Here is a 26,840-nt window from a genome sequence, read left to right as displayed (position 1 = left end):
AGGAACGAAGAAAAATGCACTCGCATAAACGCTTCGCGCATATGCGCGGGCAAAAAAAAAGCGGGCCTGAGCCCGCGAATCGCCGTTCATCACGACGAGGAGACAACTTGCCGTGGTCCCCACGACCGGTCCAGTCGTCCCAACCAGAGAATCGATCCCGCGCCCAGTCTAGGAGGCGTCGGGCCGGATGCCAACGAAGCGATGGCAATTTGCGAATAGCCAAAGCATCTGTTGGCAGGCGCCGCTCTAGGGCGCGCGTTGCCTTAGATATCGGCCCGTCAGGCTTTCGGTCGCTTCCTCGATCTGGTCCGGCCGCCCCTGCGCCACGATCCGCCCGCCGGCCTCGCCCGCCCCCGGTCCCACGTCGATGACCCAGTCGCTCTGGGCCACCAGGCGAAGGTCGTGCTCGACGACCAGCACGGTGTTGCCGGCATCGACCAGGCCGTTGAGCTGCACCAGGAGCTTGTCGACGTCTGCCGCATGAAGGCCGCTGGTCGGCTCGTCGAGCACGTACAGCGTGTGCCCCCTGGGAGCGCGCTGCAGTTCGGTCGCCAGCTTGATGCGCTGCGCCTCGCCGCCCGAGAGTTCGGTCGCCGGCTGGCCAAGCCGCAGGTAGCCCAGGCCGATGGCGTCCAGCAGTGCCAGCGGCCGGTGGATGGACGCCTCGTCGGCGAAGCGCTGCGTGGCCTCCTTCACCGTCAGGTCCAGCACCTGCGCGATGTTCAGGCCCTGCCATTCGACCTTGAGGGTGGCTTCGTTGTAGCGCGCTCCATGGCAGGTGGGACATGGCGCATAGACGCTCGGCATGAAGAGCATCTCCACGCTCACGAAGCCCTCGCCCTCGCAGGTCGGGCACCGGCCCTTGGCCACGTTGAAGGAGAAGCGCCCGGCGTCGTAGCGGCGGGCCCGGGCAGCGGGCGTGGCGGCGAAAAGCCTGCGCACGCCATCGAACAGGCCGGTGTAGGTCGCCAGGTTCGAGCGCGGCGTCCTGCCGATGGGCCGCTGGTCCACCTGCACCAGCCGGTCGATGGCGTCCGCACCGTGGCTGATCCGCCCGGCGACCGGCGCGGTGGGCGCGTGCTCCTCCTCGCCGGCCTCCGGTTCTGCCACCGGAAGCTCGTGCCCCAGGTGGGCCGACACCAGCTCGACCAGCGCCTGGCTCACCAGGCTCGACTTGCCGGAGCCCGAGACACCCGTGACCGCAGCGAAGACGCCCAGCGGGAAGGACACGTCCAGCCCGCGAAGGTTGTTGCGGCTCACCTGGGCAAGGCCGAGCCAGCCTTGGGGCGTGCGCACCACCCGGCTGGCGGCGCGGGCGGGCCCGAACAGGTAGCGGCCCGTGTGCGATTCAGGCACATCCCGCAGGCCTTGCGGCGGGCCGCTGTAGAGGATGCGGCCGCCCCAGGTGCCGGCGTCCGGGCCCACATCGACGATCCAGTCCGCGTGGCGCATCACGTCCAGGTCGTGCTCCACCACGAAGAGCGAATTGCCCGAGGCCTTGAGCCGGTCCAGCGCGGCCCGAAGCGCTTCGCCGTCTGCGGGATGCAGGCCGGCGGAGGGCTCGTCGAGCACGTACACCACGCCGAAGAGGTTGGATTGGATCTGCGTCGCCAGCCGCAGCCGCTGCAATTCGCCCGGCGACAGGGTGGGCGTGCTGCGGTCCAGCGAGAGATAGCCCAGGCCCAGCGCGACGAGGGCGCCGACGCGCTCTATGACGTCGTGGGCAATGCGCTGCGCGACGATGCGCTTCTCTTCCGACAGGTTGGGCGTGCGCCGCACGTCGGGCGCCGCGTCGTGGCTTGCGCCCCCCGTTGCCACGCGGCGCTGCGTCGCCTTGCGGGCCGCCTCGCGGCCAAGCGGCCGGCCCTCGGCGGCCGGCTCGATTCGTCCCTGCGCCGCCGGCCGGAGCACCTCGGCCAGTTCGGCCAGGGACATGTGGGAGAGCTCGCCGATGTCGAGGCCGGCAAAGAGAACGCCCAGCGCCTCGCGCTTGAGGCGCTTGCCTTCACAGGCCGGGCACACGGTGCCGGTCATGAAGCGCGATACCCGCCGCTTCATCGAGGCGCTCTGCGTCGTCGCGAAGGTGTGCAGCACGTAGCGCCGCGCGCCCATGAAGGTGCCCTGGTAGCTCGGCTCCATCTTGCTGCGCAGCGCCGCGCGGGTTTCCGCCGGCGTGAAGCCGGCATAGACCGGTGCGGTGGGCGTCTCCTCGGTGAACAGGATCCAGCGGCGGTCCTTTTTCGGCAGGTCGCGCCAGGGCGTGTCGACGTCGTAGCCCAGGCTCACCAGGATGTCGCGCAGGTTCTGCCCCTGCCAGGCCGGGGGCCAGGACGCGATGGCACGTTCGCGGATGCTGAGCGAGTCGTCCGGCACCATGCTCTTCTCGGTGACCTCGTAGACGCGGCCCAGTCCGTGGCAGGTGGGGCAGGCACCTTGGGGCGTGTTGGGCGAGAAGTCCTCCGCGAACAGCATCGGCTGCCGCGCCGGGTAGGAGCCGGCGCGCGAATACAGCATCCGCAGCAGGCTGGAGATGGTGGTCAGGCTGCCGACCGAGGAACGCGCGCTCGGCGTGCCACCCTGCTGCCGCAAGGCGACGGCGGGCGGCAGGCCGTCGATGCGGTCCACGTCCGGCACGCCGATCTGGTCGATGAGCCTGCGCGCATAGGGCGAGACCGACTCGAAGTAGCGCCGCTGCGCTTCGGCATAGAGGGTGCCGAATGCGAGCGAGGACTTGCCCGAGCCGGAAACGCCGCTGAACACCACCAGCGCGTCGCGCGGGATGTCGACGTTCACATCCTTGAGGTTGTGCTCACGGGCGCCGCGCACGAGGACGAAGCGCGCCCGGTCCGGCTCCTTGGCGCTGGCCATGGAAATCGCTTCAGGCGCTGGCCGGCCGACGCGTCGCGACGGCCCGAGGCGCCGGCGAAGCCACGGCTTCCGTCGGCAGGCCTTCCTCGTCGATTGAATGCACCTCCTTGCGCGGGCCGGCGTCCTTGGCGCGCTCCGCCAGCCGTGCGTAGAAGGCAGCGACCTGCCGGAGATCCTGTTCGTCCAGGTCCTCGATGCCGATCATTCGGTTGCTGGCAGTGCGGTTGGAAGCGAGCAGTTCGTTGAGCTTGAGGTGCATGGCGACGCTGTCCTTGTTCTGGCTCTGCTGGATCAGGAACACCATGAGGAAGGTGACAATCGTGGTGCCGGTGTTGATCACCAGCTGCCAGTCTTCCGAGTAGCCGAACATCGGCCCGGCAACGGCCCACAGCACGATCACGGCGAGGGCCGTGCAGAAAGCGGTGGGCGTGCCCGCCCATCGCGTCACCCGGCTCGCGAAGGAATCGAACACCGACAGCACGTGGGAGCGCTCCGCGTAGGCAGCGCTGGTGGTGTTGGGCATGGCTCCCAGTTCGCCCGCCTCTTCGATTCTGGTTGTCTCGGACATGCGTTCCTCCGGAAGACTGGACAAAGCTGGATGGTAAGAAGCGGCGCCGGCCGCTGGGGTGGGACACCGGATGGCGAGCATGTGGGACGCCGCTGCACGGTGAGGTGCTGGCGGCCCAATGCCTTGTCCGGCGCCGATGGCATGGATCGCCTTTGGCCTACAGCGTTCATGGCATGGCCGCCTGCGTGCTTTGCCGCGCGCTGCCCGAACAATGGCCCTCATGTCACAAGCGCCGTGGCCTCAATGTCTCTGGCTGGTACGCCACGGCCAGAGTGCGGGCAACGTTGCCCGCGACGCCGCCGAAGCGGGCGGCATGCCGGTGATCGAGCTGGCCTGGCGCGACATCGACGTCCCCCTGTCCGAACTGGGTGTGGCGCAGTCGGAAGCGTTGAGCGACTGGTTCAGGCAGATGGCCACCGAGGATCGCCCCGAGGTCGTTCTCTGCTCCCCCTATCTGCGGGCCCGCGAGACCGCCCGCTTGATCGCCGTCAAGGGCTCGGCCACCGGCGACCCCGTTGCCCTGCGCGTGGACGAGCGCCTTCGCGAGAAGGAGTTCGGCATCCTGGACCGGCTCACGAGGCTGGGCATCACCCGGAAGCACCCCGACCTGGCCGAGCAACGTGCGCACGTGGGCAAGTTCTATTTCAGGCCACCGGGCGGCGAAAGCTGGTGCGACGTCATCCTGCGCCTGCGCAGCCTGCTGGAGATGATCACACGCGAGTATCCCGACCGGCGCGTGCTGGTGGTCGCGCACCAGGTGGTCGTCAACTGCATGCGCTACCTGATCGAGCAGATGGACGAGCAGACGATCCTGGACATCGACCGCGAAGGCGACGTGCCCAACTGCGCGGTCACTCTCTATCGTGCGCCGCCGCGGGTCGATGACGAGAAATCCAGGCCCATGCAGCTGGAATTGGTGAACTTCCTGGCGCCGCTGCGCGAAAGCGCCACGCCGGTGACCAGCGCGCCCGACAAGCCGGCTGCCGCCAAGCCCTAGCCGCCATGGGCTCCCCCGTACGAGCGCTGACCCGATCGACCCTTCGGCGCTGGCCCTTGCCGGACCCCGGCAACGAAGCAGACAAGGAAACCCGTGGGCAGGTACTGGTGGTCGCCGGCAGCCCGGAGATACCCGGCGCCGCGATCCTGGCGGGCGAAGCGGCGCTGCGCGCGGGCGCCGGCAAGCTGATGATTGCGGCCCCGCGGGAAATCGCACAGGGACTCGCGCTGGCCGTGCCGGAGGCGCGCGTCATCGGGCTGCCCCAGGCACGCAATGGCGACCTGGATGCGGCCGGCGCGCAGAAGCTCCTGCAGCCGCTTGCAGCCGGCGTCCGGGCCCTCGTCGTGGGCCCGGGCATGCAGGACGAGGCACGCTGCGTCCGCCTGGTGAACTCGCTCCTGCCCGCCTTCAGGCACGCGCCCGTTCTCCTGGACGCCATGGCGATGTGTGCTGCGCGGGACAGCAGCGCTTTCTCGCAGCCGGTCATCCTCACGCCGCACGCAGGCGAGATGGCGAACCTGTGCGGCATGACGAAGGAAGAGGTCGCAGCCGACCCGCTGGCCGCCGTGCGAGGGGCGGCCGACGCCTTCAATGCCTGCGTCGCCCTCAAGGGGGCGCAGACTTATGTCTGCCTGCCGGGCCAGCCGGCCTGGCGATTCGATGGCGGCTCGCCGGGCCTCGCGACCTCGGGCTCGGGCGACGCGCTCGCGGGGCTGATCGGCGGGCTGGCGGCACGTGGGCTGTCCGTCGAAGGCGCATGCGCCTGGGGCGTGACGCTGCATGCGCGCGCGGGCCATGCACTGGCGCGCCGCATGGGGCCGCTGGGCTACTTGGCACGCGAACTCTCGCACGAGGTTCCGGCACAGCTCAGGATGCTTGGCGACGGCTCGCACTGAAAAACCGATGTCGAAGCTCCCCAATCTTGTCTGGCATCGAGCCTCGGAGATGGCTGACGGGCGGGGTTCGAAAGAAGTCCGATGCTTGTGGCCCAGCCAACCCTTTTTCATATGAGGACCAGCCACATGACCACACGTTCCACCCCCGATGCATGCACCCTGCTCGACGCCGACCACCGCGCGGTGAAGAAGCTCTTCAACGAATACGACGAGATGGCCGGCTCCAAGGCCAAGCGATCCATCGATGCAAGGCGCCAACTGGCCCAGCGCATCTGCGTGGAGCTGACCGTGCACACCCAGCTGGAAGAGGAAATCTTCTACCCCGCCGTCCGCGCCGCCATCAAGGAACAGGACCTGCTGGAGGAAGCGGAAGTGGAGCACGCCAGTGCCAAGGACCTGATCGAGCAGATCCAGTCGGCGCAAGAGGTCGACGAGAAGTTCGACGCCAAGGTGAAGGTGCTGGGCGAATACATCGACCACCATGTCAAGGAGGAGCGCAACGAGATGTTCCCCAAGGCGCGCGCTTCCAGGCTGGACCTGGTCGCCATGCGCGATGAACTGCAGGCGCGAAAGGAAGAGTTGATGGCTGAGATGGAAGGCGTTGCCGCCTAGTCCGATTCGACCGGGGCATCGCCGGGCACCGCGGCCCCGGCATGCCCCGCCCTCGCGACTCAAGGCGCGCGCGGATCCACGCCTGTCCCTGCGTCCGGCGTGCTCAATCGCTGGCAGTAGTCGAAGAACTGGTCCAGCTCGTAGGACTTGTCGAAGATCGCGTCGGCGCCGGCGCGCCGGCACAGGATCCGCGTCTCGTCCGTCGCGTAGTTGGTCAGCACGGCCACCTTCTGACGCGCCAGGCGGCCGAAGGTCCAGTTCACCACGCCCAGGCCCGTCCCCTCCTTGAGGAACAGGTCGACAACCGCCAGGTCCCAGCCGCCCTTGTGGCCGGCCAGCCACCCCACCGCCTCGCCTTCCGACTCGGCGATGGCCAGCACCTGTGCGCCCGCCAGGTCCTGCAGTGCCGGAATGAGGTGGGCTCGGATGAGAGGGTTATCTTCGACGAGGAACACGGTCAGCGAACCCATGAACAATTCCTGTTCTTAGTTGCAGCCAATCTAGCCGCATCGGCTCGCGATGCGAGTGAGCGCCAACGCGATGCGCGGGTAGGATGGATTCCTCCCTGGTGCAAAAGAAGAGGTCCGAATGTCGAACGCCCAGACCCGGGCCAAGCTGAACTGGGAAGTCGCCTGCGAACGCCTGCGCTTCACCCTCGAAAGGCCCGATGGCGCCGACGCGCAGGCGGCGGAGCTTCCGGCGGCGTTCGAGTTGGTGCGAACGGCACTGGAGGAACTGCAGCAGGCTTTCGGGCCGGATGCTGCACGCCGCGACGGCAAGCCCGGCGCTTCCTGAGCTTCCCTTCTACTCCCACGGACGACGTGCGCCCTCAGCGGCCGACCAGGATCGCTTCGAGCTTGTACACGTCGACCGGCTTGGAGAAGTAGTGGTCGACCAGGCGGAAGGTCGACTTGACCGCTGCGCTGCCCTCCGGCACACCGGTGATCGCGATCAGGACGACGTCATCGCCGAAACGGGCGCGCAGCAGGCGCGTGAGCTCCAGTCCATCCATGCCGTCCATGGCAACGTCCAGCAGGACGCAGTCGGGCTTGGACCTGCCCGCCATTTCCAGCAGATCGCCGGCGTCGTAGAACGGCCGGGCACGATGGCCCATGTGGGCCAGCAGTTCGGCGAGCGAATCGGCCGCGTCGCGGTTGTCGTCCACGACATAGATATCCAGGCTGTCCACGGGTCTCCTTGCCTTGTCAGTGGGGTCACTGAACATTCTGGGCAAAGTGCGTTCGCGCCGAAATGTCTTTTGACATGAACGGGCGCCGTGCCTACCCGCGACCACGCATTCAATGCGCGGCGGCGGTCGCAGGCCGGCCGTTGATGCAGGCCAGCAGTTGGGTCGTATCCGCAGGCTTGACGAAATGCCGGTCGAAGCCGGCCTCCAGTGCCCGCAACCTGTCGGCCTGCTGCCCGTAGCCGGTGAGCGCAATCAGGAGCACGGACTCGCCCTCGGGCATCTGCCGCATGCGCCGCGCCACCGCATAGCCGTCGAGCCGCGGCAGGCCGATATCCAGGATCACCACCGCCGGCCGGAATGCGACCAGGTCGTCCAGGGCCTGCTCCCCGTCCTGCGAGATCCGCACCGTGTGGCCCTCGATCTCCAGGATGGCGCTGAGTGCCTCGGCGGCGTCCAGGTTGTCGTCCACCACCAGGATCGAAGCCGCAGGTGCCTGGCCCGCGTGCTCGATCTGCGGCGCCGAGGGCACGGCCGCCGCTTCGCCCGAGGTCGCCCGGGGCAGCCGCACCGAGAAGCTCGAGCCCCTGTCGCGCCCCTCGCTGAACACGTCGATGTGGCCGCCATGCAGTTCGGTCAGAAGCCGCGCCAGGGTCAGGCCGACGCCTAGGCCCCCCTGGGAGCGGTCCAGGCCCCGCTGGCCTTGCGCGAACATGTCGAAGACGCGCGGCAACAGCTCCGCGTCGATGCCGATGCCGTGGTCGACCACCAGCACCAGCACCCCCGCGCCGTCCGGCACCACGCTCAGCTCGATGGGGGAGCGCTCCGGGCTGTACTTGGAAGCGTTGTGAAGAAGGTTGGCGAAGACCTGCGTCAGCCGGGCGGAATCGCCATCCACCCACACCGGCTCGCCAGGCTTGCGCACCGTCAGCACCTGGTGGCGGCCGTCCAGGGAGCCGCGCACCGTCTCCACGCTTTGCGACAGCACGCGGTCCAGGTCCACGCGCTCCTGCTTGAGCACGATCTTGCCGCGGCTGATGCGCGTCACGTCCAGCAGCTCCTCGATCAGGCGCATGAGGTGCTGAAGCTGGCGGTCGGCCACGCCCAGGCCCCAGTCCACCTTGGCATGCTGCGGCGAATGGCGCCGGATGACTTCCACCGCGAGCTTGATGGAAGACAGCGGGTTGCGCAGCTCGTGGGACATCATCGCGAGGAACTCGTCCTTGCGGCGGTTCGCTTCCTGGAGCTCTTCCTGCGCCGCCACGCGCTCGCGCACCTCCCGCTGCAGCACGCCGTAGAGGCGCACGTTCTCGAAAGCCGTCGTGGCCCGGGCGATCACCTCGTCGAGCAGCAAGGTGGCGGGCGTCTGCCAGTGCCTGGCGTCCGGCGCCGCGACGAGGATTGCGCCCAGCACCCGCTCGCCCACCAGCAGCGGCACGGCCAGCATCGAAAGCGCCAGCGAGGCGGTGGCCCCGCCGCTGGCTGGGTCGTGCACTTGTGCCTGCTCGTGGAAGATGCGCTGGCGCGACAAGGTGGCCCGCTTGAGCGTCAGGCGCACGCCCGGATCGAGCCTGTCCTCGGGCACCCAGCTCGTGCTCGTGCCCGCGTGCTCCGCGGCCTGCGCGACGCAGGCGGCCAGCGGGCCGAAATCGGGGTCGCTCAACTGGACCACCGTCATCGGAGCGATCTCGGGCACCAGGAACTCGGCGCACTGGCGCAGCGCGACCTCGGCCTCCAGCGACCCGCTCAGTTCGCGGCTGGCCCTCGCGAGGAAGGCCGAGCGCCGGTCGCTCTCCTCGGCCACGCGGCGACCCGCCTCGGCCGCCAGCACCTGCGCACGGCCGTCGGCCTGCTGGCGTATCTGCCGCGACATCAGGTAGAGCGAAACGAAGACGCCCACCTTGCTGCGCAGGATCTCGGGGTCGACCGGCGACAGGATGTAGTCCACAGCGCCCAGCGAATAGCCCTTGGCCGTCTGCACCTCGTCGGCGTAGGCGGTGATGAAGATGATGGGCGTCATCATCGAGCGCGGGTGCTTGCGTATCAGCGCGGCGGTCTCGAAGCCGTCGATGTCGGGCATGTTCACGTCCAGCAGGATGACCGCGAAGTCCCGCTTGAGAATCTCGCGCAGCGCGGCCGCGCCCGAGCGCACCTTCACCAGGTTCTGCCCAAGCTCCTCCAGCACGGTCTGGAAGACCAGCAGCTTCTCCGGCAGGTCGTCCACGATGAGGATGTCGGCCTTGTTCTCGCCGGGCTCGCCGTGCGGCAGGTCGTCGGCCGCGCCGGGCCAGGGCGCTATCTGCACAGCCACCCCCGCAGCACGGCCAGCAGCTGGGCGGTCTCCACCGGCTTGGCCAGGTAGTCCCAGGCACCGGCCTCGATGCACTTCTCGCGGTCGCCCTTCATGGCCTTGGCCGTCACGGCGACCAGCGGCAGGTGCTTGCCGCCGGGGAGCTTGCGCAGCTCGCGCATGGTCTGCATGCCGTCCATCTCCGGCATCATGATGTCCATCAGCACGACGTCGATGTCCGGCTCGGTCTGCACCAGCCGGATGGCGTCCTGCCCGTTCTCGGCCGAGGACACACGCATGCCCTGTGCCTCCAGCACGGTGGCCAGCGCGAAGATGTTGCGCACGTCGTCGTCCACGATCAGCGCCTTCTTGCCGGCCAGCAGCCCTGGCGCCTCGTGGATGGCCTCGACGGTGGCGCGCTCCCTCGCGGTCATGGCGGGCAGCGGCCGGTGCAGGAAGAAGGCGCTGGCGTCGACCAGGTGCTCGAGGGTGTCGACCTGGCGCACCACCAGCCCGCTGTCCATCGCCGCGGTCCATTGCGGATCGGGCAACTGCCCCGCCTCGCGATAGAGCACCACGGCCAGCGGCGCCGTCATTGCGCCGCCCGGGCGCTCAGGCAGGTCGGCGCGGCCCAGGCCCTTCCATCCGTCCTGTGTCACCAGCAGGTCCGCGCTTGCCTGGGCCAGCGCCTCGCGCAGCAGGGCGGGCGTGTCCACGACCTGGAGCTGCAAGCCACTGCCCTGCAGCGTGGCCAGGTAGGCCTCGCGGGCCGGCGAAGGGTGCATGGCGACGAGCACCTTGTGCGCGCCATCCTGCACGTAGTCGTGCAGTTCGCGGAGCACCGCCTCGACCGGGTCGAGGGATTGCAGGGGCTTGGCCAGGAAGCCCATGGCGCCCGACTGCAGTGCCCGGTCGCGCGAGTCGTCGGTGGACACCACGCAGACCGGAATGTGCCGCGTGGTCAGGTCGGCCTTCAGGCGGTCCAGGATGCGGAAGCCCGGCATGTCCGGCAGGTGGATGTCCAGCGTGACGGCCGCCGGGCGGTAGTCCTGGATCAGGCTGAGCGCGTCGGCGGCGGTGGGGCTCACCAGGCCCTTGAAGCCGCACTGGCGCGCCACCTGCAGCAGCATCTTCGCGAAGGCCAGGTCGTTCTCGACGATGAGCAGCGACAGGTCGCCGGGAAGCAGCCGGTCCCGGTCGTCCTCGGCGACGTTGGCCGGCGCGCTGCCGTCCTCTTCCGCCTCGACGGCTTCGGCCTTCTGGAGCGCCCGGCGCTCGGGCAACGAGGCCGCCAGCGCCCTGGGCGAACGGCTCCCGGCCGCGCGGCTGGCCGGCGAATCCTCGTCGCTCGCGGGCCGGGCCGCACGCAGGTTGCGCATGGGACTGAAGTGCGACGGCAGGTACAGCGTGAAGGTGCTGCCCTTGGCCGGCGCGCTCACCAGCCGGATCTCGCCGCCCAGCAGCCGGGCCAGCTCGCGGCTGATCGCCAGGCCCAGGCCCGTGCCGCCGTACTTGCGGGAGGTGGAGCCGTCGGCCTGCTGGAAGGCCTCGAACACGATCTGCTGCTTGTCCGCGGAGATGCCGATGCCGGTGTCGGACACCGCGAAGGCCACCACGCTGCTGGCGCGGTTGAGTTCCTCGTTGTCTTCCGACCAGCCCTCCTGCACCACCGACAGCGAGAGCGACACCGCCCCCTGGTGCGTGAACTTGAAGGCGTTGGACAGCAGGTTCTTGATGATCTGCTGCAGCCGCTTGGCGTCGGTGACCAGGCTCTCGGGCAAGGGTTGCTGCGCCACGATCTCGAAGCCCACGTGCTTGGCCTCGGCCACGTGGCGGAAGCTCCGGTCGACCGAGCGCTGCAGGTCGTCCAGCCGCAGTTCGCTGACCTCCACCGCCACCGTGCCCGACTCGATCTTGGACAGGTCCAGGATGTCGTTGATCAGCATCAGCAGGTCGTTGCCCGACAGGTGGATGGTCTTGGCGAACTCCACCTGCCTGGCGCTGAGGTTGCCTTCGCTGTTCTTGTAGAGCTGGTCCGACAGGATCAGCAGGCTGTTGAGCGGCGTGCGCAGCTCGTGCGACATGTTGGCCAGGAACTCGGACTTGTACTTGGAGGTCAGCGCCAGCTGCTCGGCCTTTTCCTCCAGGGCCTGGCGTGCCTGCTCCACTTCCTGGTTCTTGCGCTCCACCTCCTGGTTCTGGTGCACCAGCAGGCGGGCCTTCTCCTGCAGCTCCTCGTTGGTCTGCTGCAGCTCCTGCTGGCGGTTCTGCAGTTCCTCGGCCAGCGACTGCGACTGCGTCAGCAGGTGCTCGGTGCGCATGTTGGCCGAGATGGTGTTGATCACGATGCCGATGGATTCGGTCAGCTGGTCGAGGAAGGCCTGGTGCGAGGGGTTGAAGCGCTCCAGCGAGGCCAGCTCCATCACGCCGCGCACCTCGCCCTCGAACACGATGGGCAGCACGATGATGTCCATGGCGGCGCTCTCGCTCAGGCCCGTGGCCACGCGGAAGGCGCTGTTGGGCACGTTGGTCAGCAGCACCTTGGTCTTGTCCACCGCGCACTGGCCGATGAGCCCCTGCCCCAGCTCCAGTTCCTTGCCCAGCGCGGTCTGGCCGCTGGAGGCATAGCTGGCCACCAGCTTGAGCCGCGCGGCCTGGCCGGCGCCGGTCTCCAGCACGTAGAACTCCGCCTGCTGCGCACCCACCACCGGTGCCAGCTCGGACAGGATCAGCTGGCCCACGGTCAGCAGGTCCTTCTGCCCCTGCAGCATGCGGCTGAACTTGGCGAGGTTGGTCTTGAGCCAGTCCTGCTCGGTGTTCTTCAGCGTGGTGTCCTTGAGGTTGCGGATCATCTCGTTGATGGTGTCCTTCAGCGCCGCCACCTCGCCCTGCGCCTCCACGGTGATGGAGCGCGTCAGGTCGCCCTGCGTCACGGCGGTGGCCACCTCAGCGATGGCCCGCACCTGCGTCGTGAGGTTGGCCGCCAGCTGGTTCACGTTCTCGGTCAGGCCCTTCCACGTGCCTGCCGCGCCCGGCACCTTGGCCTGGCCGCCCAGCTTGCCCTCGATGCCCACTTCGCGCGCCACGGTGGTCACCTGGTCGGCGAAGGTGGCCAGCGTGTCGGTCATGCTGTTGATGGTCTCGGCCAGCGCGGCGATCTCGCCCTTGGCCTCCACCGTGAGCTTCTGTTCCAGGTCGCCGTTGGCCACCGCGGTCACCACCTTGGCGATGCCGCGCACCTGGCCCGTCAGGTTGCCCGCCATGAAGTTCACGTTCTCGGTCAGGTCCTTCCAGGTGCCCGACACATCGCGCACCTGCGCCTGCCCGCCCAGCCGGCCTTCGGTGCCAACCTCGCGCGCCACGCGGGTCACTTCGGCGGCGAAGGACGAGAGCTGGTCCACCATGGTGTTGATGGTGGCCTTGAGCTCCAGGATCTCGCCCTTCACGTCCACCGTGATCTTCTTCGAGAGGTCGCCGGCCGCCACCGCCTTGGTCACGTCCGCGATGTTGCGCACCTGGGACGTGAGGTTCGAGGCCATCAGGTTCACCGAGTCGGTGAGGTCCTTCCACGTACCGGCCACGCCCTGCACTTCGGCCTGCCCACCCAGGATGCCCTCGGTGCCCACTTCCAGCGCCACGCGCGTCACCTCGGCCGCGAAGGAACGCAGCTGGTCCACCATGGTGTTGACCGTGTTCTTCAGCTCGGAGATCTCGCCCTTCACGTCCACCGTGATCTTCTTGGACAGGTCGCCCGCCGCCACGGCCGTGGTCACCTCGGCGATGTTGCGCACCTGCGAGGTCAGGTTGCCGGCCATGAAGTTGACCGACTCGGTCAGGTCGCGCCAGGTGCCCGACACGCCGGCCACCTCGGCCTGCCCGCCCAGCCGCCCTTCGGTGCCCACTTCGCGCGCCACCCGCGTCACTTCCGCGGCGAAGGAGGAGAGCTGGTCCACCATGGTGTTGACCGTGGCCTTGAGCTCGAGGATCTCGCCCTTCACGTCCACCGTGATCTTCTTCGAGAGGTCGCCGGCGGCCACCGCCTTGGTCACGTCGGCGATGTTGCGCACCTGCGAGGTGAGGTTGAAGGCCATGGAGTTGACCGAGTCCGTCAGGTCCTTCCACGTACCGGCCACGCCCTGCACGTCCGCCTGGCCGCCCAGCTTGCCTTCGCTGCCCACCTCGCGCGCCACGCGCGTCACCTCGGCGGCGAAGGAGCGCAGCTGGTCCACCATGGTGTTGACCGTGTTCTTCAGCTCCAGGATCTCGCCCTTCACGTCCACCGTGATCTTCTTGGACAGGTCGCCCGCCGCGACGGCCGTGGTCACCTCGGCGATGTTGCGCACCTGGGAGGTCAGGTTGCCCGCCATGAAGTTCACCGACTCGGTCAGGTCCTTCCAGGTTCCGGCCACGCCCTGCACGTCGGCCTGGCCGCCCAGCTTGCCTTCGGTGCCCACCTCGCGCGCCACGCGCGTCACCTCGGCCGCGAAGGAACGCAGCTGGTCCACCATGGTGTTGACCGTGTTCTTCAGCTCCAGGATCTCGCCCTTCACGTCCACCGTGATCTTCTTGGACAGGTCGCCCGCCGCCACCGCCTTGGTCACGTCCGCGATGTTTCGCACCTGCGAGGTGAGATTGCCGGCCATGGAGTTGACCGAGTCGGTCAGGTCCTTCCACGTGCCGGAGACGCCCTCCACGCGGGCCTGTCCGCCCAGCGCCCCTTCGGTGCCCACCTCGCGTGCCACGCGGGTCACTTCGGATGCGAAGGAACGCAACTGGTCCACCATGGTGTTGATGGTGTTCTTGAGCGTGAGGAACTCGCCCTTCACGTCCACGTCGATCTTCTTGGACAGGTCGCCCTTGGCCACGGCGGTGGTCACGTCGGCGATGTTGCGCACCTGGTCGGTAAGGTTGCCGGCCATGGAGTTCACCGAGTCGGTGAGGTCCTTCCAGGTGCCGGCCACGCCCTTCACCTTGGCCTGGCCGCCCAGCTTGCCCTCGGTGCCCACCTCGCGCGCGACCCGCGTCACCTCGGCGGAGAAGTCGCTGAGCTGCTCGACCATCTTGTTGATGGTGCGGGCCGTGCGCAGGAACTCGCCTTCGAGCTCGCGCCCTTCCAGCTCCAGCGCCATGCTCTTGGACAGGTCGCCCTGCGCCACCGCGCCGATCACGCGCGCCACCTCGGTGGTGGGATGCACCAGGTCATCGATGAGCGCGTTGACGCATTCCACCGAGTCGCGCCAGAAGCCCCGCGTGTCGGCCAGCGAGGCGCGCTGGCGCAGCTTGCCTTCCTTGCCGACCACGCGGCTCAGGCGCACCAGCTCGTCGGTGAGCGCGGCGTTCTGGTCGACGACGTCGTTGAAGACCTCGGCGACCTTGCCGACGATGCCCATCCAGTGGGCCGGCAGTCGGGCGGCGGCATCGCCGCGGCGCAGTTTGGTGAGTGCTTCCAGCAGCACTTCGAGCTGCTCGGGCGATGCACTGGTGGCGAGTGATTCCGATGCGTTCATTTGAGAGGTCCATCCTGAAACGGGACTCGCAGGGATCGGCCGCAGGTGCGTCCGCCATGCCAGCGCGTGCTCACGCTGGAGGGCGGGGAGCCGGTCGACTATTGCGCAAGTAAAGAAGGCGCGCAATGGCACTCACACTGCCCCTTCACCTGCGTGCGGGCGGCGCGTGCAAGCAGGTCGCGCACCTTTCATACGTACGGTGTAGGAGTTGTCCGACGGCGCGCTTTCGCCGTTCGAGCGATACCAAAGACCTCCCAAACTCGACCTTGAAGCAGAGCAGATGAACGCGCGCATTTCGGAGCCAGCGGCCAACCGTGGCTTGCGGGTCCTGGTGGTGGAGGACGAACCGGATGCCCTCGCGGCGACCCTTTCGCTGCTCGAAGCCCTGGGCCACAGCGGCGGCGGCCTGAGCAACGCGGAGCTTGCCCTGGACCGTTTCATGGACGGCGCCTTCGACGTGATCATCACGGACGTGGGCCTGCCCGGCCTCTCGGGCCGCGATCTCGCCGAGATCCTGGGCGGCGTGGCCGACGTGCCGATCATCTTCGCGACCGGGCAGCCGGCACCGTCCATCCTGCCGCCACGGCGCGTCTGGCTTCGCAAGCCCTTCACGCTGGAACAGATGTCCGACGCCCTGGCCAGGGCCGTTGCGACGAACCTGCCGGCGCCGGCGCCTTCGTCGCAGCCATCGCTGGGGCCCGAGTCGCCCGGCTATGGCTCGCTGCGCGCCGCCTGAGCCTGCGGCTGCCCCCTGCGCGACGCTGTGCGGCGACCTGCTGTAGGACAGACCCTACGGCGCTGTCATCCCGCGCGCCGACTTGGTGCCAACGCGCCGGGCTCGCTGCGTGCGACGATGCGGCCCTCCTAGAATCGCGCCCGGCCAATGGTGGCCCTGACATGCGAAGAAACAAGGATGGAGCCGCGGATGAACACACAAAGCCAGACAATCGTCGACGCCCTGAGCAGCAGCAGCGAAGAACAGATGGTCGAGCAGTGGCACAGCGCCCTTCCCGCTCGCATGCAGGGAAACAGCCAGTCCAGCCGGGCCGAGGCGCGCGACATCGTGCAGGCCCTGCTCGAAGGACTGGGTGCCGGCGGCTCGCTGGAGAAGCTCGAAGGCGCCGCCTGGTCGCGCCTGCGCCAGAGCCTCGAATCCTTGTCGCGCTCGCGCGCTGCCAAGGGGGAGACGGCGGGCGACACTAGCATCTTCTCGCTGGCGCTGAAGAAGCCGCTGTTCAGCGCCTTGCAGCAAGCTTTTTCCAGCGATCCGGCCGGCCTGGCAGCAGCGCTGTGGAGCGTCACCTCGCTGGTCGATGCCGTGGCGCAGTACACGGTGACCACCTTCCAGCATTCGCGCGAGGAAATCATCCGGCGCCAGCAGGAGGAACTGCTGGAACTGTCCACGCCGGTGGTCAAGCTGTGGGAAGGCGTGCTGGCGGTGCCCATGATCGGCGTGCTCGACAGCAGCCGCACCCAGCTGGTCATGGAGACGCTGCTGCAGAGCATCGTCGAGACCGGATCTGAAATCGCCATCATCGACATCACCGGCGTGCCCACCGTGGACACGCTGGTGGCCCAGCACCTGCTCAAGACCGTGACCGCCATCCGCCTCATGGGCGCGGACTGCATCATCAGCGGCATCCGTCCGCAGATCGCGCAGACCATCGTCCACCTGGGCATCGACCTGCAGGGCATCTCGACCAAGGCGAGCCTGGCGGACGCGCTCCTGCTGGCCCTCACCCGCTCGGGCTGGCGCGTCAGCCGCCAGGCCGCCTGACCGCCATGGATCGCATCCCGATCCTGCGGATGGGCCAGACCCTGCTGGTCACCATCCAGGTCGACATGCAGGACCAGACCGCCATGGGCCTGCAGGAAGACCTCGCCGAGAAGATCGCGGCGACCGGCGCCAGCGGCGTGATGATCGACATCTCCGCCCTGGAAATCGTGGACTCCTTCGTGGGCCGCATGCTCAGCAGCATTTCCGGCATCGCGAACATTCTCTCGGCGACCACCGTGGTCGTCGGCATGCAGCCGGCCGTGGCCATCACGCTGGTGGAACTGGGCTTGTCGCTTTCGGGGGTTCGAACCGCCCTGGATGTCGAGCGCGGCATGCGTCTGCTCGACCAGGTCCGGCAGGAGAACCTCCGTGGCGGCTGAACTGGCCGGAAAATTGCCGCTGCGCTCCGAGCACGACATCGTGATGGCCCGCCAGCAGGTGCGCGCGATGTGCCAGTCGCTGAAGTTCTCGCTGGTGGACCAGACCAAGATGGTCACCGCCGCGAGCGAGCTGGCGCGCAACACGCTGATCCACGGCGGCGGCGGCGACATGCGATGGAACGTGCTGGAAGACGGCGCCAGGCGTGGCCTGCAGCTGCATTTCGAGGACGAGGGCCCCGGCATCGCCAACATGCAGCTGGCCATGTCCGACGGCTGGACCAGCGGCACCGGCATGGGCCTGGGATTGCCGGGCAGCAAGCGCCTGGTCAACGACTTCGACATCGAATCCGCACCCGGCAAAGGCACGCGGGTGAGCATCACCAAGTGGAAATAATTCAAGGCTGGGTCCATCGCGCCTTCCCCTGCGACGAAGCGAGCCGGGTCGGCGAGGCGCGCCGCCACTGCGCCCAGCTGACGCACGAACTGGGCTGGGACGAAGTGCAGGCCGGGCGGCTGGCCATCGTCGTGAACGAACTGGGTGCCAACCTGCTGCGCCACGCGCAGGGCGGGCGGCTGCTGATCGCGGCGCGCACGCACGACGCGATGGTCGAGGTGATCAGCATCGACGACGGGCCCGGCATCGCCGACCTGCATCAGTCGCTGCAGGACGGCTACTCGACCGGCGGCACGCCCGGCACCGGCCTGGGCGCCGTGCGGCGCCTGGCCAACGAATTCGACATCCACTCCACCCGGCCCGGGGGCACGGTGTGCGTGGCCCGCGTGGGCCGGGAAGCGCCGCACCCCGGCGCGGCGCGCCAGGCCGGCGCGGCCCCGCTGGTCGGGGCCGTGTGCCTTCCGGTGCAGGGGGAGACGGCCTGCGGCGACGGCTGGGCGGCCGCATTCGATGGGCAGGCGCTCAGGCTGGTGGTGGCCGACGGCCTCGGCCACGGGCCGGACGCGGCCAAGGCGGCGCAGGTCGCCCTGGACGTGTTCAGCGCGGCGCCCTTCGAATCGCTTCCGCCGCTGCTGCAGCAGATGCATGCGCAGATGCGTACCACGCGCGGCGCCGCCGTCTGCCTGGCGCACCTGGACCCGACGCAAGGCCAGGTGCAGTATTCGGGCGCGGGCAACATCAGCGGGCGGGTCATCTCGGGCGTTTCGGACAAGGCCCTGGCGACCCAGCACGGCACGGCGGGCATCCAGATCCGCCGGCCAGACGCGCTCGGCACTCCCTGGGTGGAGCACGGGTTGGTGATCCTGCACAGCGACGGACTGAACACCCGCTGGGACGGCGCCGGGCTGATGCCGCTGATGCAGCGCGACCCGACACTGGTGGCCGCCCTTCTTTTGCGCAACCATAGCCGCATGCGCGACGATGCCACGGTGGTGGTGGTCCGCCGGAGAGACACGTGAACACGACCCAGGACAGCGGCACCCCCCCGCCCGGCCAAGACAGCCCGCAGGCGCTTCAGGCAGCCCTGGATGCATCGCGGCGCGAGCTGGACGACCTGCGCGCCGAGCTGGAGGAAACCAACCGCGGCGTGGTGGCGCTGTACGCGGAGCTGGACGCCCAGGCCGAGCAGCTGCGCAAGGCCACCGAGCTCAAGAGCCGCTTCCTGGCCTACATGAGCCACGAGTTCCGCGCCCCGGTCAATGCCATCCGCAGCATCGCGCGCCTGCTGGCCGACCGCGTCGACGGCCCGCTCACGCAGGAGCAGGACCGCCAGGTGCAGTTCATCCAGAACACGGCCACCGAGTTCGCCGAAATGGTGGACGACCTGCTGGACCTGGCCAAGATCGAGGCCGGACGGGTCGACATCTCGCCGGCCTGGTTCGAGATGGTGGACCTGTTCTCTGCACTGCGCGGCATGTTCCGCCCGGTGCTCACCAACCCCGACCTCACGCTGGTGTTCGAGGAGCCGGCCGGCCTGCCGCGCCTGTTCACGGACAACCGCAAGCTCTCGCAGATCCTGCGCAACTTCATCTCCAACGCGCTGAAGTTCACCACGCATGGCGAGGTGCGCGTCTCGGCCGGCGCCACGGCCGGCGGGCGCGTGCGCTTCATGGTGGCCGACACCGGCATCGGCATCGCCCCCGAATACCACCGCGCGGTGTTCGACGACTTCTCGCAGGTCGATTCGCCCGTTCAGAAGCGCCTGCGCGGCACCGGCCTGGGGCTTTCGCTCAGCCGCCAGCTCGCGGCGCTGCTGGGCGGAGAAGTGGGCATCGAGAGCGAGCTCGGGAAGGGTTCGCGCTTCTGGGTGGAGATCCCGGTGCAGCTGCCTGCCGCCGACGCGGCCGCCGGCACGGAGTAGCGCATGTCGGTCGCCAGCGTGATCAACACGACGATCGATCGATCGCGCCACACCGTGCTCGTGGTGGACGACAACCCGGCCACCCGCTATTCGACCTCGCGCGTCATCCGCGCCGCGGGCTTCCAGACCGTCGAAGCCGCGACGGGCGAGGAGGCCCTGCAGCTCACGGCCGCAGAGCGCGTGTCCGCCATCGTGCTGGACGTGCACCTGCCCGACATCGACGGCTTCGAGGTCTGCCGCCGCTTGCGCGCGGACCCGGCCACCGAGCGGCTGCCGGTCATCCACCTCTCGGCCGCCCACGTGCAGGACGCGGACAAGGTCACCGGCCTGGACGCCGGCGCCGACGCCTACCTGGTGCACCCGGCCGAGCCGGCGATGCTGGTCGCGACGCTGCAGGCCCTGATCCGCGCCCGCATGGCCGAGGACCAGGTCCGCCGCAGCGAGGTGCGCTTTCGAGCGATCTACGACCGCGCGCCCAGCGGCATGGCGCTGATCGATTCGCAGGGCCGCTTCGCCGACGTCAATCCGGCCCTGGCACGCATGCTCGGCAAGACGCCGTGGGAGCTGATCGGACGCGACGTGGCCGACTTCGCCCCGGTGGAATGGAAGGCCTTCGTCGCCAAGAAGATGCTGGCCGTGCAGGACGACGAACCCTCCTGGGAGGCGGCCTTTGCGCTGATGAGCGGTGACGGCGAGCTGCGCCACCTTGAATGGAGCATGTCCAGCCACGTCGAGCCCAGCCTGCGCCTGGGCGTGGCGGTGGACGTGTCCGAGCGGCGCGAGCTGGAGCTGCGGCGCCAGGAAGTGCTGGAGCGCGAGCAGGCCGCGCGCGTCACGGCCGAGCGCCACAGCCGCACCAAGGACGATTTCGTCGCCGTGCTCTCGCACGAGCTGCGCACGCCCCTGAACGCCATTGCCGGATGGGTCCACCTGCTGCAGAAGCACGGCGCCAAGCCCGAGCACGTGGGCAAGGCGATGGCCGCCATCGAGCGCAGCGTCAAGGCCCAGACGCAGATCATCAGCGACATCCTCGACGTGTCGCGGGTGAACGCGGGCAAGCTGCGGCTGTACCCGGAGTGGGTCGATGCGCGCAGCCTGGTCGACTCCGCGCTGGAGGCACTGCACGAGCCCGTCCGCGCCAAGGGCGTGCAGTTGCGGGTGCACAGCGACGACGCGTCGATGGCGCGGCCGGCCTGGCTCGACCCGACGCGCTTCCAGCAGATCGTCTGGAACCTGGTGACCAACGCCGTGAAGTTCTCGCAGCCGAACGGCCCGGTGGACGTGACCCTGTCGCGCGAGGGCGCGCAGCTGCGCCTGACGGTGCGCGATGCCGGCAAGGGCATCCCGCAGGAGTTCATGGAGCACCTGTTCTCCCGCTTCACGCAAAGCGACGCGCCGGGCAACCGCCAGCACGGCGGGCTGGGGCTGGGCCTGTCCATCGTGCGGCACCTGACCGAGCTGCACGGCGGGCAGGTGAGCGCGTCAAGCGCGGGCGAGAACCAGGGCGCGACCTTCGAGGTGGTGCTGCCGGTCGAAGGTTCGGACGCACCCGTGCTGGTGGTCGACCGCACGGTCGAATCGCAGGACCAGTCGCCGCTGGCCGGTTGCTCCGTGCTCGTGGTGGAAGACAACCCCGATGCGGCGGAGCTGGCGCAGGTCGTTCTCCAGGATGCCGGCGCCCAGGTGCGCGTGGCCACCGACTACGCATCGGCGCTGGCGGCGCTGTCGCAGGCCTGGCCGCAGGCGCTCGTGAGCGACATCGGCCTTCCGGGGCAGGACGGCTACGACCTGGTGCGGGAAGTGCGGCGGCTGGGCCAGGCGGAAGGCCGGCCGCGCCTGCTGGCCGTGGCGCTCACCGCCTTCTCGCGGGACCAGGACCGGGCGCGCGCGCTCGAGGCCGGCTTCGACGCGCACATCGCCAAGCCGCTACAGGCGCACCAGCTGATCCACGTGCTGGTGAACCGCCCCGCCGGCTGACGCTCAACCGCTGGAAGCTTTCACCCGGCGCAGGACCGGGTAGCGCCTCGCCTCAGTTCGCGACGATCTGCTTGTCGCGGATCACCTTGCCCCACTTGTCGTAGTCGGCCTGGATGCGCTTGCCCATCTGGGCCGGATCGCCATAGGCGGACACGGCGCCGGCCTTCACCAGCTTGTCCTGCACTTCCTTGTCGGCCAGGATCGCCTTGACCTCGGCGCTCACGCGGTCCACCACCGGCCTGGGCGTGCCGGCGGGCGCGAGCAGGCCACCCCAGGACACGGCGTCGAAGCCCTTGAAGCCCTGCTCGGCAATCGTCTTCACGTCCGGCAGCTGCGCGATGCGCTGGGGCGAGCCCACTGCGATCGCGCGCAGCTTGCCGGCCTGGATGTGCGGCAGCGCAGCCACCAGGTCGGCATACATCACCGGCACCTGCCCGCCCAGCAGGTCGGTCACGGCGGGCGTGCCGCCCTTGTAGGCGATGTGCTGCATGTCGAAGCCGCCCAGGCTCTTGAGCATTTCCATCGTCAGGTGGCCGAAGCTGCCCGCGCCCGAGCTGGTGTAGTTGAGCTTGCCACCCTCGGCCTTGGCCTTGGCGATCAGCTCAGGCAGCGTCTTCACGTCGGGCAGCACGGTGGGGTTGACCACCACCACGATGGGCAGGTCGTAGACGCTGGCCACCGGCGCGAAGTCCTTGGCGATGTCGTAGCCGGCGCTCTTGTACAGGTGCGGCGCCAGCATCGTGGGCGTGGCCAGCATCATCAGCGTGTAGCCGTCGGCCGGGCTCTTGGCCACGAACTGCGCGGCAATGGTGCCGGAGGCACCGGCGCGGTTCTCCACCACCACCGGCTGCTTCAGGCGTTCGGCCAGCTGCTGCCCGACCACGCGCGACGCGGTGTCGGTGGGGCCACCCGGCGGGAAGGGCACGATGAGGCGGATGGGCTTGGCAGGCCATTCCTGCGCGGCGGCGGGGCCGGCGGCCACGGTGGCCAGCGAGGCGAGCGCCAGGCCCAGGGCACGGCGTCGGCTGAAGTTTGCGAATGTGGTCATGAAGAGATCTCCCGTTTACTCAAGAAATGGAGGCGTCAGAGCACGCCGTCCTGCCGCAGTGCGGCGATGGCCTGGGCGTCCAGGCCGAGCAGGCCGCCGAGCACCTGCTCGGTGTCCTGCGAAAGAAGGGGCGGCGCGGCGCGCACCGGCAGCCGCTGCCCGTCGATGCGGTAGGGCGGCGCGAGCACCTGCACGCGGCCCGACTCGGTCTCGGGGTTGGGCATCTCCGCCACCAGGCCGGCCTCGGTGGCGCGCGGCGACTGCAGCGCCTCCAGCAGGCCCAGCACCTCGCCGCAGGGAATGCCGGCGGCTTGCAGGCGAGACAGCAGCAGCTCGCGCGGGCGGCGGGCCAGCTCGGCGCGCAGTTCGGGCAGCAGCTGGTGGCGGTTCTGCGAACGGCCCATGTTGGTCGCGAAGCGTTCGTCGCCGGCCAGGTCGGGCCGCTCGATCACCTCGGTGCAGAAGCGCTGGAATTGCGTGTTGTTGCCCACGGTGATGACCAGCGGGCCGTCGGCTGCGTCGAACACGCCGTAGGGCACGATGGACGGATGGGCGTTGCCGAACTTGGGCATGTCGTGGCCCATCAGCAGCGCCTCCATGCCGTAGTAGGCGGTGATCATCAGGCCGCAGTCGTACAGCGCCATCTCGATGTGCCGGCCCTCGCCGCCGCGCTGGCGGTCGAAGAGCGCGGCCAGGATGGCCTGGGCCGAGTACATGCCGGTGAACATGTCCACCGCGGCCACGCCGAACTTCAGCGGGCCCTGCCCTTCCTCGCCGTTGAGCGCCATCAGGCCCGCCTCGCCCTGCACCAGCAGGTCGTAGCCGGGGCGCGCAGCCTCCGGGCCGTCGGTGCGGTAGCCGGTGATGGAGCAGTAGACGATGCCGGGGTTGACCGCCTTGATCGACTCGTAGTCCAGGCCGAGCCTGGCGATGCCGCCGAACTTGAAGTTCTGGATGACGACGTCGCACTTCTTCGCCAGCTCCAGCACCAGGCGCTGGCCCTCGGGCTTCTGCAGGTCCACGCCCACCGACTGCTTGTTGCGGTTGGCGCTGTTGAAGTAGGAGGTGTTGCGCGCGCCCACGCGGATGCCCCAGTCGCGCGTGTCGTCGCCGCGGCCGGGGTGCTCGATCTTGATGACCTCGGCCCCCAGGTCGCCCAGCGCCTGCGCGCACATGGGGCCGGCCAGCACGCGCGACAGGTCGAGCACGCGCACGCCGGAGAGGGGGAGTCGTTGCGGATTCATGGCTTCCTTCTCAAGGCGGCGAAGTCGGGCGACTGCTTCGCCAGAAAGGCATCGATGCCGGCGGCCGATTCGGCGCTGCCCTGCGCCTCGACCATGAACTGCGCCTCGCGGTCGAGCTGGGCATCGAGAGAGTTCGACACGGCCTCGCGGCACAGCGTCTTGATGCGGGCGGTGGCCTGCTCCGGCCCGCCGGCCAGGCGGACGGCCAGCGCGATGGCTTCGGCTTCGGCGCCGCCGGGTTCGGTGAGGCGGTTGACCACGCCCAGCGCATGCAGGCGCTCGGCGCCGATGCGGTCGCCGGTGAGGCACAGCTCGGTGAGCAGCTGGCGCGGCAGCACCTGCGACAGGAAGGCGGTGGCGCCGCCGTCGGGCGTGAGGCCGACCTTGATGTAGGCCACGGAGAAGGCCGCGTCGCGCGCGGCCACCAGCAGGTCGCAGCCCAGCGCCATCGACAGGCCGGCACCGGCCGCGCCGCCTTCCACCGCCGCCACCACGGGCTTGGGAAAGTCGCGCAGCAGGCGGATGAGGCCGTGCAGGCCTTCCAGCTTCTCGTGCCGCTGCTCGGGCGTCAGCAGCCGGCGCGTGGCCAGCACGTTGAGGTCGCCGCCGGAGCAGAAGTAGCCGTCGGCGCCGGTCAGCACCACGGCGCCGATGGCGGCGTCGGTGCGAGCGCCCGTCAGCGCTTCGGTGAGCGCGGCGTACAGGCCCGGGCTGATGGCGTTGCGCTTGCCGGGCGTGTGGATGGCCAGCACCAGCACCGCGCCTTCGCGGCGCACGAGGATGGGAGGAACGGTGTTCGCGTCGCTCATGCTTTGGCCTCCTGGCTCAGCGCGACATAGCGCGCCAGGTGATGGTCCTCGTCTCCCAGCTGGTGGTCGATCATGACCAGGCGCTTGGCGTAGTGCGACAGCGGCAGCTCCCAGGTCATGCCGATGCCGCCATGCAGCTGGACGCTTTCCTCGGCCACGCGGGTGCCGATGCGGCCCACGCTGTACTTGGCGGCCGAAAGGGCCTTCTCGCGCACGCTGCGGTCGGCGTCGTCCACCGCGGCGGCCGCGTTGATGACGGCCGAGCGGGCCTGCTCCACTTCGAGCAGCAGGTCGGCCATGCGGTGCTGCAGGGCCTGGAAGCTGCCGATGGGCACGCCGAACTGCTTGCGCGTGCGCAGGTATTCCAGCGTCTCGCGCTTGGCCACGTCCATCGCGCCCAGCGACTCGGCGGACAGGGCCAGCAGGCCCCAGCCGATGGCATGTTCCAGCACCGCGGCGCCCTCGCCCGGGTTGCCCAGCAGCGCATCGGCGCCGACACGCACGCCGTCGAGCTTCAGCTCGGCCGCGCGGCCGCCGTCGATCTTGCCGTAGCCGCGCCTGGACAGGCCCGGCGCATCGCCCGGCACCAGGAAGAGCGAGATGCCGTCAGCGTCGCCGTCCGCGCCGCCCGTGCGCGCCGACACCAGCAGCAGCCCGGCCTGCTCGCCCTGTTGCACCACGGCCTTGGCGCCCTGCAGCACCCAGCCGTCGCCGGCGCGCTCGGCGCGCGTGCGCACCAGCGTGGCCTCGTGGTGCGTGTCCGGCTCCTCGTGCGCCAGCGCGGCCATCGTGCTGCCGTCGATCAGCGAGGCGATGCGCGCCTTCTGCGCGTCGTTGCCGGCATGGGCGATGGCACGGCCCACCACGAGCGCGCCCAGGAAGGGCTCCACCACCAGGCCCTTGCCCAGGCATTCGAAGACCACGGCCACGTCGAAGCCGGCGCCGCCGAAGCCGCCCACCTCTTCCGGAAAGAGCACGCCCAGCGCGCCGATCTCGGCCAGTTGCGCCCAATGCGAAGGGCTGATGCCCGATGGGCTGCGGGCGATGCGGTCGCGTTCGTCGAAGGCGTACTGCTCGGCGATGAAGCGGTCCAGCGAGTCCGCCAGCATGCGGCGGTCTTCGGTGTGTTCGAAGTTCATGACTTTCGTGCTCCCTGCTTGCTCAGAGGCCCAGGATCATCTTGGAGATGATGTTCTTCTGGATCTCGTTGGAGCCGCCGAAGATCGACAGCTTGCGGTTGTTGAAATACTGCGCGGCCAGCGGCGCGGCCTCGGCCGGGCCCACCGGCTCTTCGCCGAAGCCCTCGTGTAGCGCTTCCTCGATGAAGGGCTGCGCATAGGGGCCCATGGCGCGCCGCGCCAGCGAGGAGATCTCCTGCCGGATCTCGGTGCCGCGGATCTTGAGCATGGAGCTTTCCGCGCCCGGCACGCCTCCGCCGGCCACGGCAGCGATCACGCGCAGGTTGGTGGTCTTCATGTTCTCCAGGTCGATCTCGACCTTGGCAAGGCGCGTGGCGAACATCGGGTCTTGCGCCAGCGGGCGGCCGTTGCGCTGCACCTTGCGGGCGATGCGCTTGAGCTTTTCCAGCGCGGCCACCGAGAAGCCCACGCCGGCGATGTTGGTGCGCTCGTAGGTCAGCAGGAACTTGGCATAGGTCCAGCCCTTGTCCTGCTCGCCCACGAGGTTGCGCGCGGGCACGCGCACGTCGGTGAAGAAAACTTCGTTCACCTCGTGCTCGCCGTCCAGCGTGATGATGGGCCGCACCTCCACGCCGGGCGCCTTCATGTCCACCAGCAGGAAGCTGATGCCCGACTGGGCCTTGGCTTCGCGGTTGGTGCGCACCAGGCAGAAGATCATGTTGGCGTGCTGGCCCAGCGTGGTCCAGGTCTTCTGCCCGTTGACGACGTAGTGGTCGCCGTCCAGCACCGCCGTGGTCTTCACCGAGGCCAGGTCCGAACCGGAGCCCGGCTCCGAATAGCCCTGGCACCACCAGTCGTCCCCGTTCAGGATGCGCGGCAGCCAGTACTTCTTCTGCTCTTCGCTGCCGTACTTGATGAGCACTGGCCCCAGCATGTTCACGCCGAAGGGCACGATGCGCGGCGCGCCGGCCAGCGCGCACTCGTTCTCGAAGATGAACTTCTGCACCGCGCCCCAGCCCGGTCCGCCGTACTGCTCGGGCCAGTGGTTGGCCAGCCAGCCGCGCTCATTGAGGACGGCATGCCACTGCAGCATGTCCTCGCGTGTCAGGTGCAGGCCGCCCTTGACCTTGCGCGACAGGTGCTCGGGAAGCTTGTCCTTGAGGAACTGAAGCACTTCGCCGCGGAAGGCCTGCTCTTCTTGCGTGAACTGAAGATCCATTGCGTTCT

22 protein-coding genes are annotated in these 26,840 nt (G+C 69.0%); 11 read left to right on the top strand and 11 right to left on the bottom strand.

Going from position 1 to position 26,840, the window contains the following annotated elements; genetic code table 11:
- Positions 1–246: 246 nt before the first annotated feature.
- Together BM345_RS13280 and BM345_RS13275 are read right to left on the bottom strand one after the other, a co-directional pair.
- The gene (locus BM345_RS13280; protein WP_093380148.1) at positions 247–2,868 is read right to left on the bottom strand and encodes an excinuclease ABC subunit UvrA; all 2,622 of its coding nucleotides are present in this window, start codon (positions 2,866–2,868) and stop codon (positions 247–249) included.
- Positions 2,869–2,878: 10 nt separating this feature from the next.
- A complete protein-coding gene (locus tag BM345_RS13275) occupies positions 2,879–3,436 on the bottom strand; it encodes a low affinity iron permease family protein (protein ID WP_093380147.1) in 558 nt (185 codons plus the stop codon).
- 220 nt (positions 3,437–3,656) lie between these two features.
- On the opposite strand from BM345_RS13275, the gene BM345_RS13270 reads away from it, so the two are divergent.
- The 3 genes from BM345_RS13270 (at position 3,657) to BM345_RS13260 (ending at position 5,941) form a co-directional block, all read left to right on the top strand.
- Entirely contained in the window at positions 3,657–4,433 is a 777-nt protein-coding gene (locus BM345_RS13270; RefSeq protein ID WP_093380217.1) for a histidine phosphatase family protein, read from the top strand.
- Positions 4,434–4,438: 5 nt separating this feature from the next.
- A complete protein-coding gene (locus tag BM345_RS13265; RefSeq protein ID WP_093380145.1) occupies positions 4,439–5,329 on the top strand; it encodes an NAD(P)H-hydrate dehydratase in 891 nt (296 codons plus the stop codon).
- Positions 5,330–5,440: 111 nt separating this feature from the next.
- On the top strand, positions 5,441–5,941 hold the full coding sequence (locus tag BM345_RS13260; RefSeq protein WP_093380144.1) for a hemerythrin domain-containing protein: 501 nt from the start codon (positions 5,441–5,443) through the stop codon (positions 5,939–5,941).
- A 59-nt stretch (positions 5,942–6,000) separates the two neighbouring features.
- On the opposite strand, the gene BM345_RS13255 is transcribed toward BM345_RS13260, so the two are convergent.
- Positions 6,001–6,411 (bottom strand): response regulator, encoded by a 411-nt coding sequence (locus BM345_RS13255; RefSeq protein WP_093380142.1) that lies wholly within the window; start codon positions 6,409–6,411, stop codon positions 6,001–6,003.
- Between the two features lie 118 nt (positions 6,412–6,529).
- On the opposite strand from BM345_RS13255, the gene BM345_RS13250 reads away from it, so the two are divergent.
- A complete protein-coding gene (locus tag BM345_RS13250) occupies positions 6,530–6,736 on the top strand; it encodes a hypothetical protein (protein WP_093380140.1) in 207 nt (68 codons plus the stop codon).
- A 34-nt stretch (positions 6,737–6,770) separates the two neighbouring features.
- Here BM345_RS13250 and BM345_RS13245 read toward each other — a convergent pair whose 3' ends face one another.
- The 3 genes from BM345_RS13245 to BM345_RS13235 all read right to left on the bottom strand — a co-directional run bounded on the left by BM345_RS13245 (position 6,771) and on the right by BM345_RS13235 (position 14,924).
- Positions 6,771–7,130 carry a response regulator gene (locus tag BM345_RS13245; protein ID WP_175544991.1) on the bottom strand — a complete coding sequence of 120 codons (360 nt, stop codon included), beginning with the start codon at positions 7,128–7,130 and terminating at the stop codon, positions 6,771–6,773.
- A gap of 109 nt (positions 7,131–7,239) precedes the next feature.
- Positions 7,240–9,438, bottom strand: a complete 2,199-nt coding sequence (locus tag BM345_RS13240; protein WP_175544990.1) for a response regulator — start codon at positions 9,436–9,438, stop codon at positions 7,240–7,242.
- Complete coding sequence (locus BM345_RS13235; protein WP_093380136.1) at positions 9,423–14,924, bottom strand: HAMP domain-containing protein; 5,502 nt, start codon at positions 14,922–14,924, stop codon at positions 9,423–9,425. Before BM345_RS13235 ends, BM345_RS13240 begins: the two co-directional genes overlap by 16 nt.
- Before the next feature lie 280 nt (positions 14,925–15,204).
- Here BM345_RS13235 and BM345_RS13230 point away from each other — a divergent pair, with 280 nt between their 5' ends.
- The 7 genes from BM345_RS13230 to BM345_RS13200 all read left to right on the top strand — a co-directional run bounded on the left by BM345_RS13230 (position 15,205) and on the right by BM345_RS13200 (position 21,373).
- Entirely contained in the window at positions 15,205–15,660 is a 456-nt protein-coding gene (locus BM345_RS13230; protein ID WP_093380135.1) for a response regulator, read from the top strand.
- 246 nt (positions 15,661–15,906) lie between these two features.
- The gene (locus tag BM345_RS13225; RefSeq protein ID WP_254789718.1) at positions 15,907–16,701 is read left to right on the top strand and encodes an STAS domain-containing protein; all 795 of its coding nucleotides are present in this window, start codon (positions 15,907–15,909) and stop codon (positions 16,699–16,701) included.
- 5 nt (positions 16,702–16,706) lie between these two features.
- Positions 16,707–17,081: an STAS domain-containing protein gene (locus tag BM345_RS13220; RefSeq protein WP_093380132.1), complete on the top strand. Its 375-nt coding sequence runs from the start codon at positions 16,707–16,709 to the stop codon at positions 17,079–17,081.
- A complete protein-coding gene (locus BM345_RS13215; protein WP_217653983.1) occupies positions 17,071–17,475 on the top strand; it encodes an anti-sigma regulatory factor in 405 nt (134 codons plus the stop codon). The genes BM345_RS13220 and BM345_RS13215 overlap by 11 nt, the downstream gene beginning before the upstream one ends.
- A complete protein-coding gene (locus BM345_RS13210; RefSeq protein ID WP_093380129.1) occupies positions 17,466–18,494 on the top strand; it encodes an ATP-binding protein in 1,029 nt (342 codons plus the stop codon). The genes BM345_RS13215 and BM345_RS13210 overlap by 10 nt, the downstream gene beginning before the upstream one ends.
- Entirely contained in the window at positions 18,491–19,396 is a 906-nt protein-coding gene (locus BM345_RS13205; protein ID WP_093380127.1) for a sensor histidine kinase, read from the top strand. The genes BM345_RS13210 and BM345_RS13205 overlap by 4 nt, the downstream gene beginning before the upstream one ends.
- Before the next feature lie 3 nt (positions 19,397–19,399).
- A complete protein-coding gene (locus tag BM345_RS13200; protein WP_093380126.1) occupies positions 19,400–21,373 on the top strand; it encodes a hybrid sensor histidine kinase/response regulator in 1,974 nt (657 codons plus the stop codon).
- A 52-nt stretch (positions 21,374–21,425) separates the two neighbouring features.
- On the opposite strand, the gene BM345_RS13195 is transcribed toward BM345_RS13200, so the two are convergent.
- Genes BM345_RS13195 through BM345_RS13175 form a run of 5 tightly spaced genes read right to left on the bottom strand, consistent with a single transcriptional unit; the run spans position 21,426 to position 26,832 of the window.
- On the bottom strand, positions 21,426–22,421 hold the full coding sequence (locus BM345_RS13195) for a tripartite tricarboxylate transporter substrate binding protein (protein WP_093380124.1): 996 nt from the start codon (positions 22,419–22,421) through the stop codon (positions 21,426–21,428).
- A gap of 35 nt (positions 22,422–22,456) precedes the next feature.
- Positions 22,457–23,665 carry a CaiB/BaiF CoA transferase family protein gene (locus BM345_RS13190; protein ID WP_093380123.1) on the bottom strand — a complete coding sequence of 403 codons (1,209 nt, stop codon included), beginning with the start codon at positions 23,663–23,665 and terminating at the stop codon, positions 22,457–22,459.
- The gene (locus BM345_RS13185) at positions 23,662–24,474 is read right to left on the bottom strand and encodes an oxepin-CoA hydrolase, alternative type (protein WP_093380121.1); all 813 of its coding nucleotides are present in this window, start codon (positions 24,472–24,474) and stop codon (positions 23,662–23,664) included. The genes BM345_RS13190 and BM345_RS13185 overlap by 4 nt, the downstream gene beginning before the upstream one ends.
- Positions 24,471–25,613, bottom strand: a complete 1,143-nt coding sequence (locus BM345_RS13180; RefSeq protein WP_093380120.1) for an acyl-CoA dehydrogenase family protein — start codon at positions 25,611–25,613, stop codon at positions 24,471–24,473. Before BM345_RS13180 ends, BM345_RS13185 begins: the two co-directional genes overlap by 4 nt.
- A 22-nt stretch (positions 25,614–25,635) precedes the next feature.
- Positions 25,636–26,832, bottom strand: coding sequence for an acyl-CoA dehydrogenase family protein (locus BM345_RS13175; protein WP_093380118.1), 1,197 nt, complete (start codon positions 26,830–26,832; stop codon positions 25,636–25,638).
- Positions 26,833–26,840: the final 8 nt, after the last annotated feature.

The organism is Variovorax sp. OV329 (assembly GCF_900114785.1).
GTDB lineage: Bacteria > Pseudomonadota > Gammaproteobacteria > Burkholderiales > Burkholderiaceae_C > Variovorax.
Note: the sequence above shows the minus strand (reverse complement) of the source record. Positions and strands in the feature narration are given on the sequence as shown.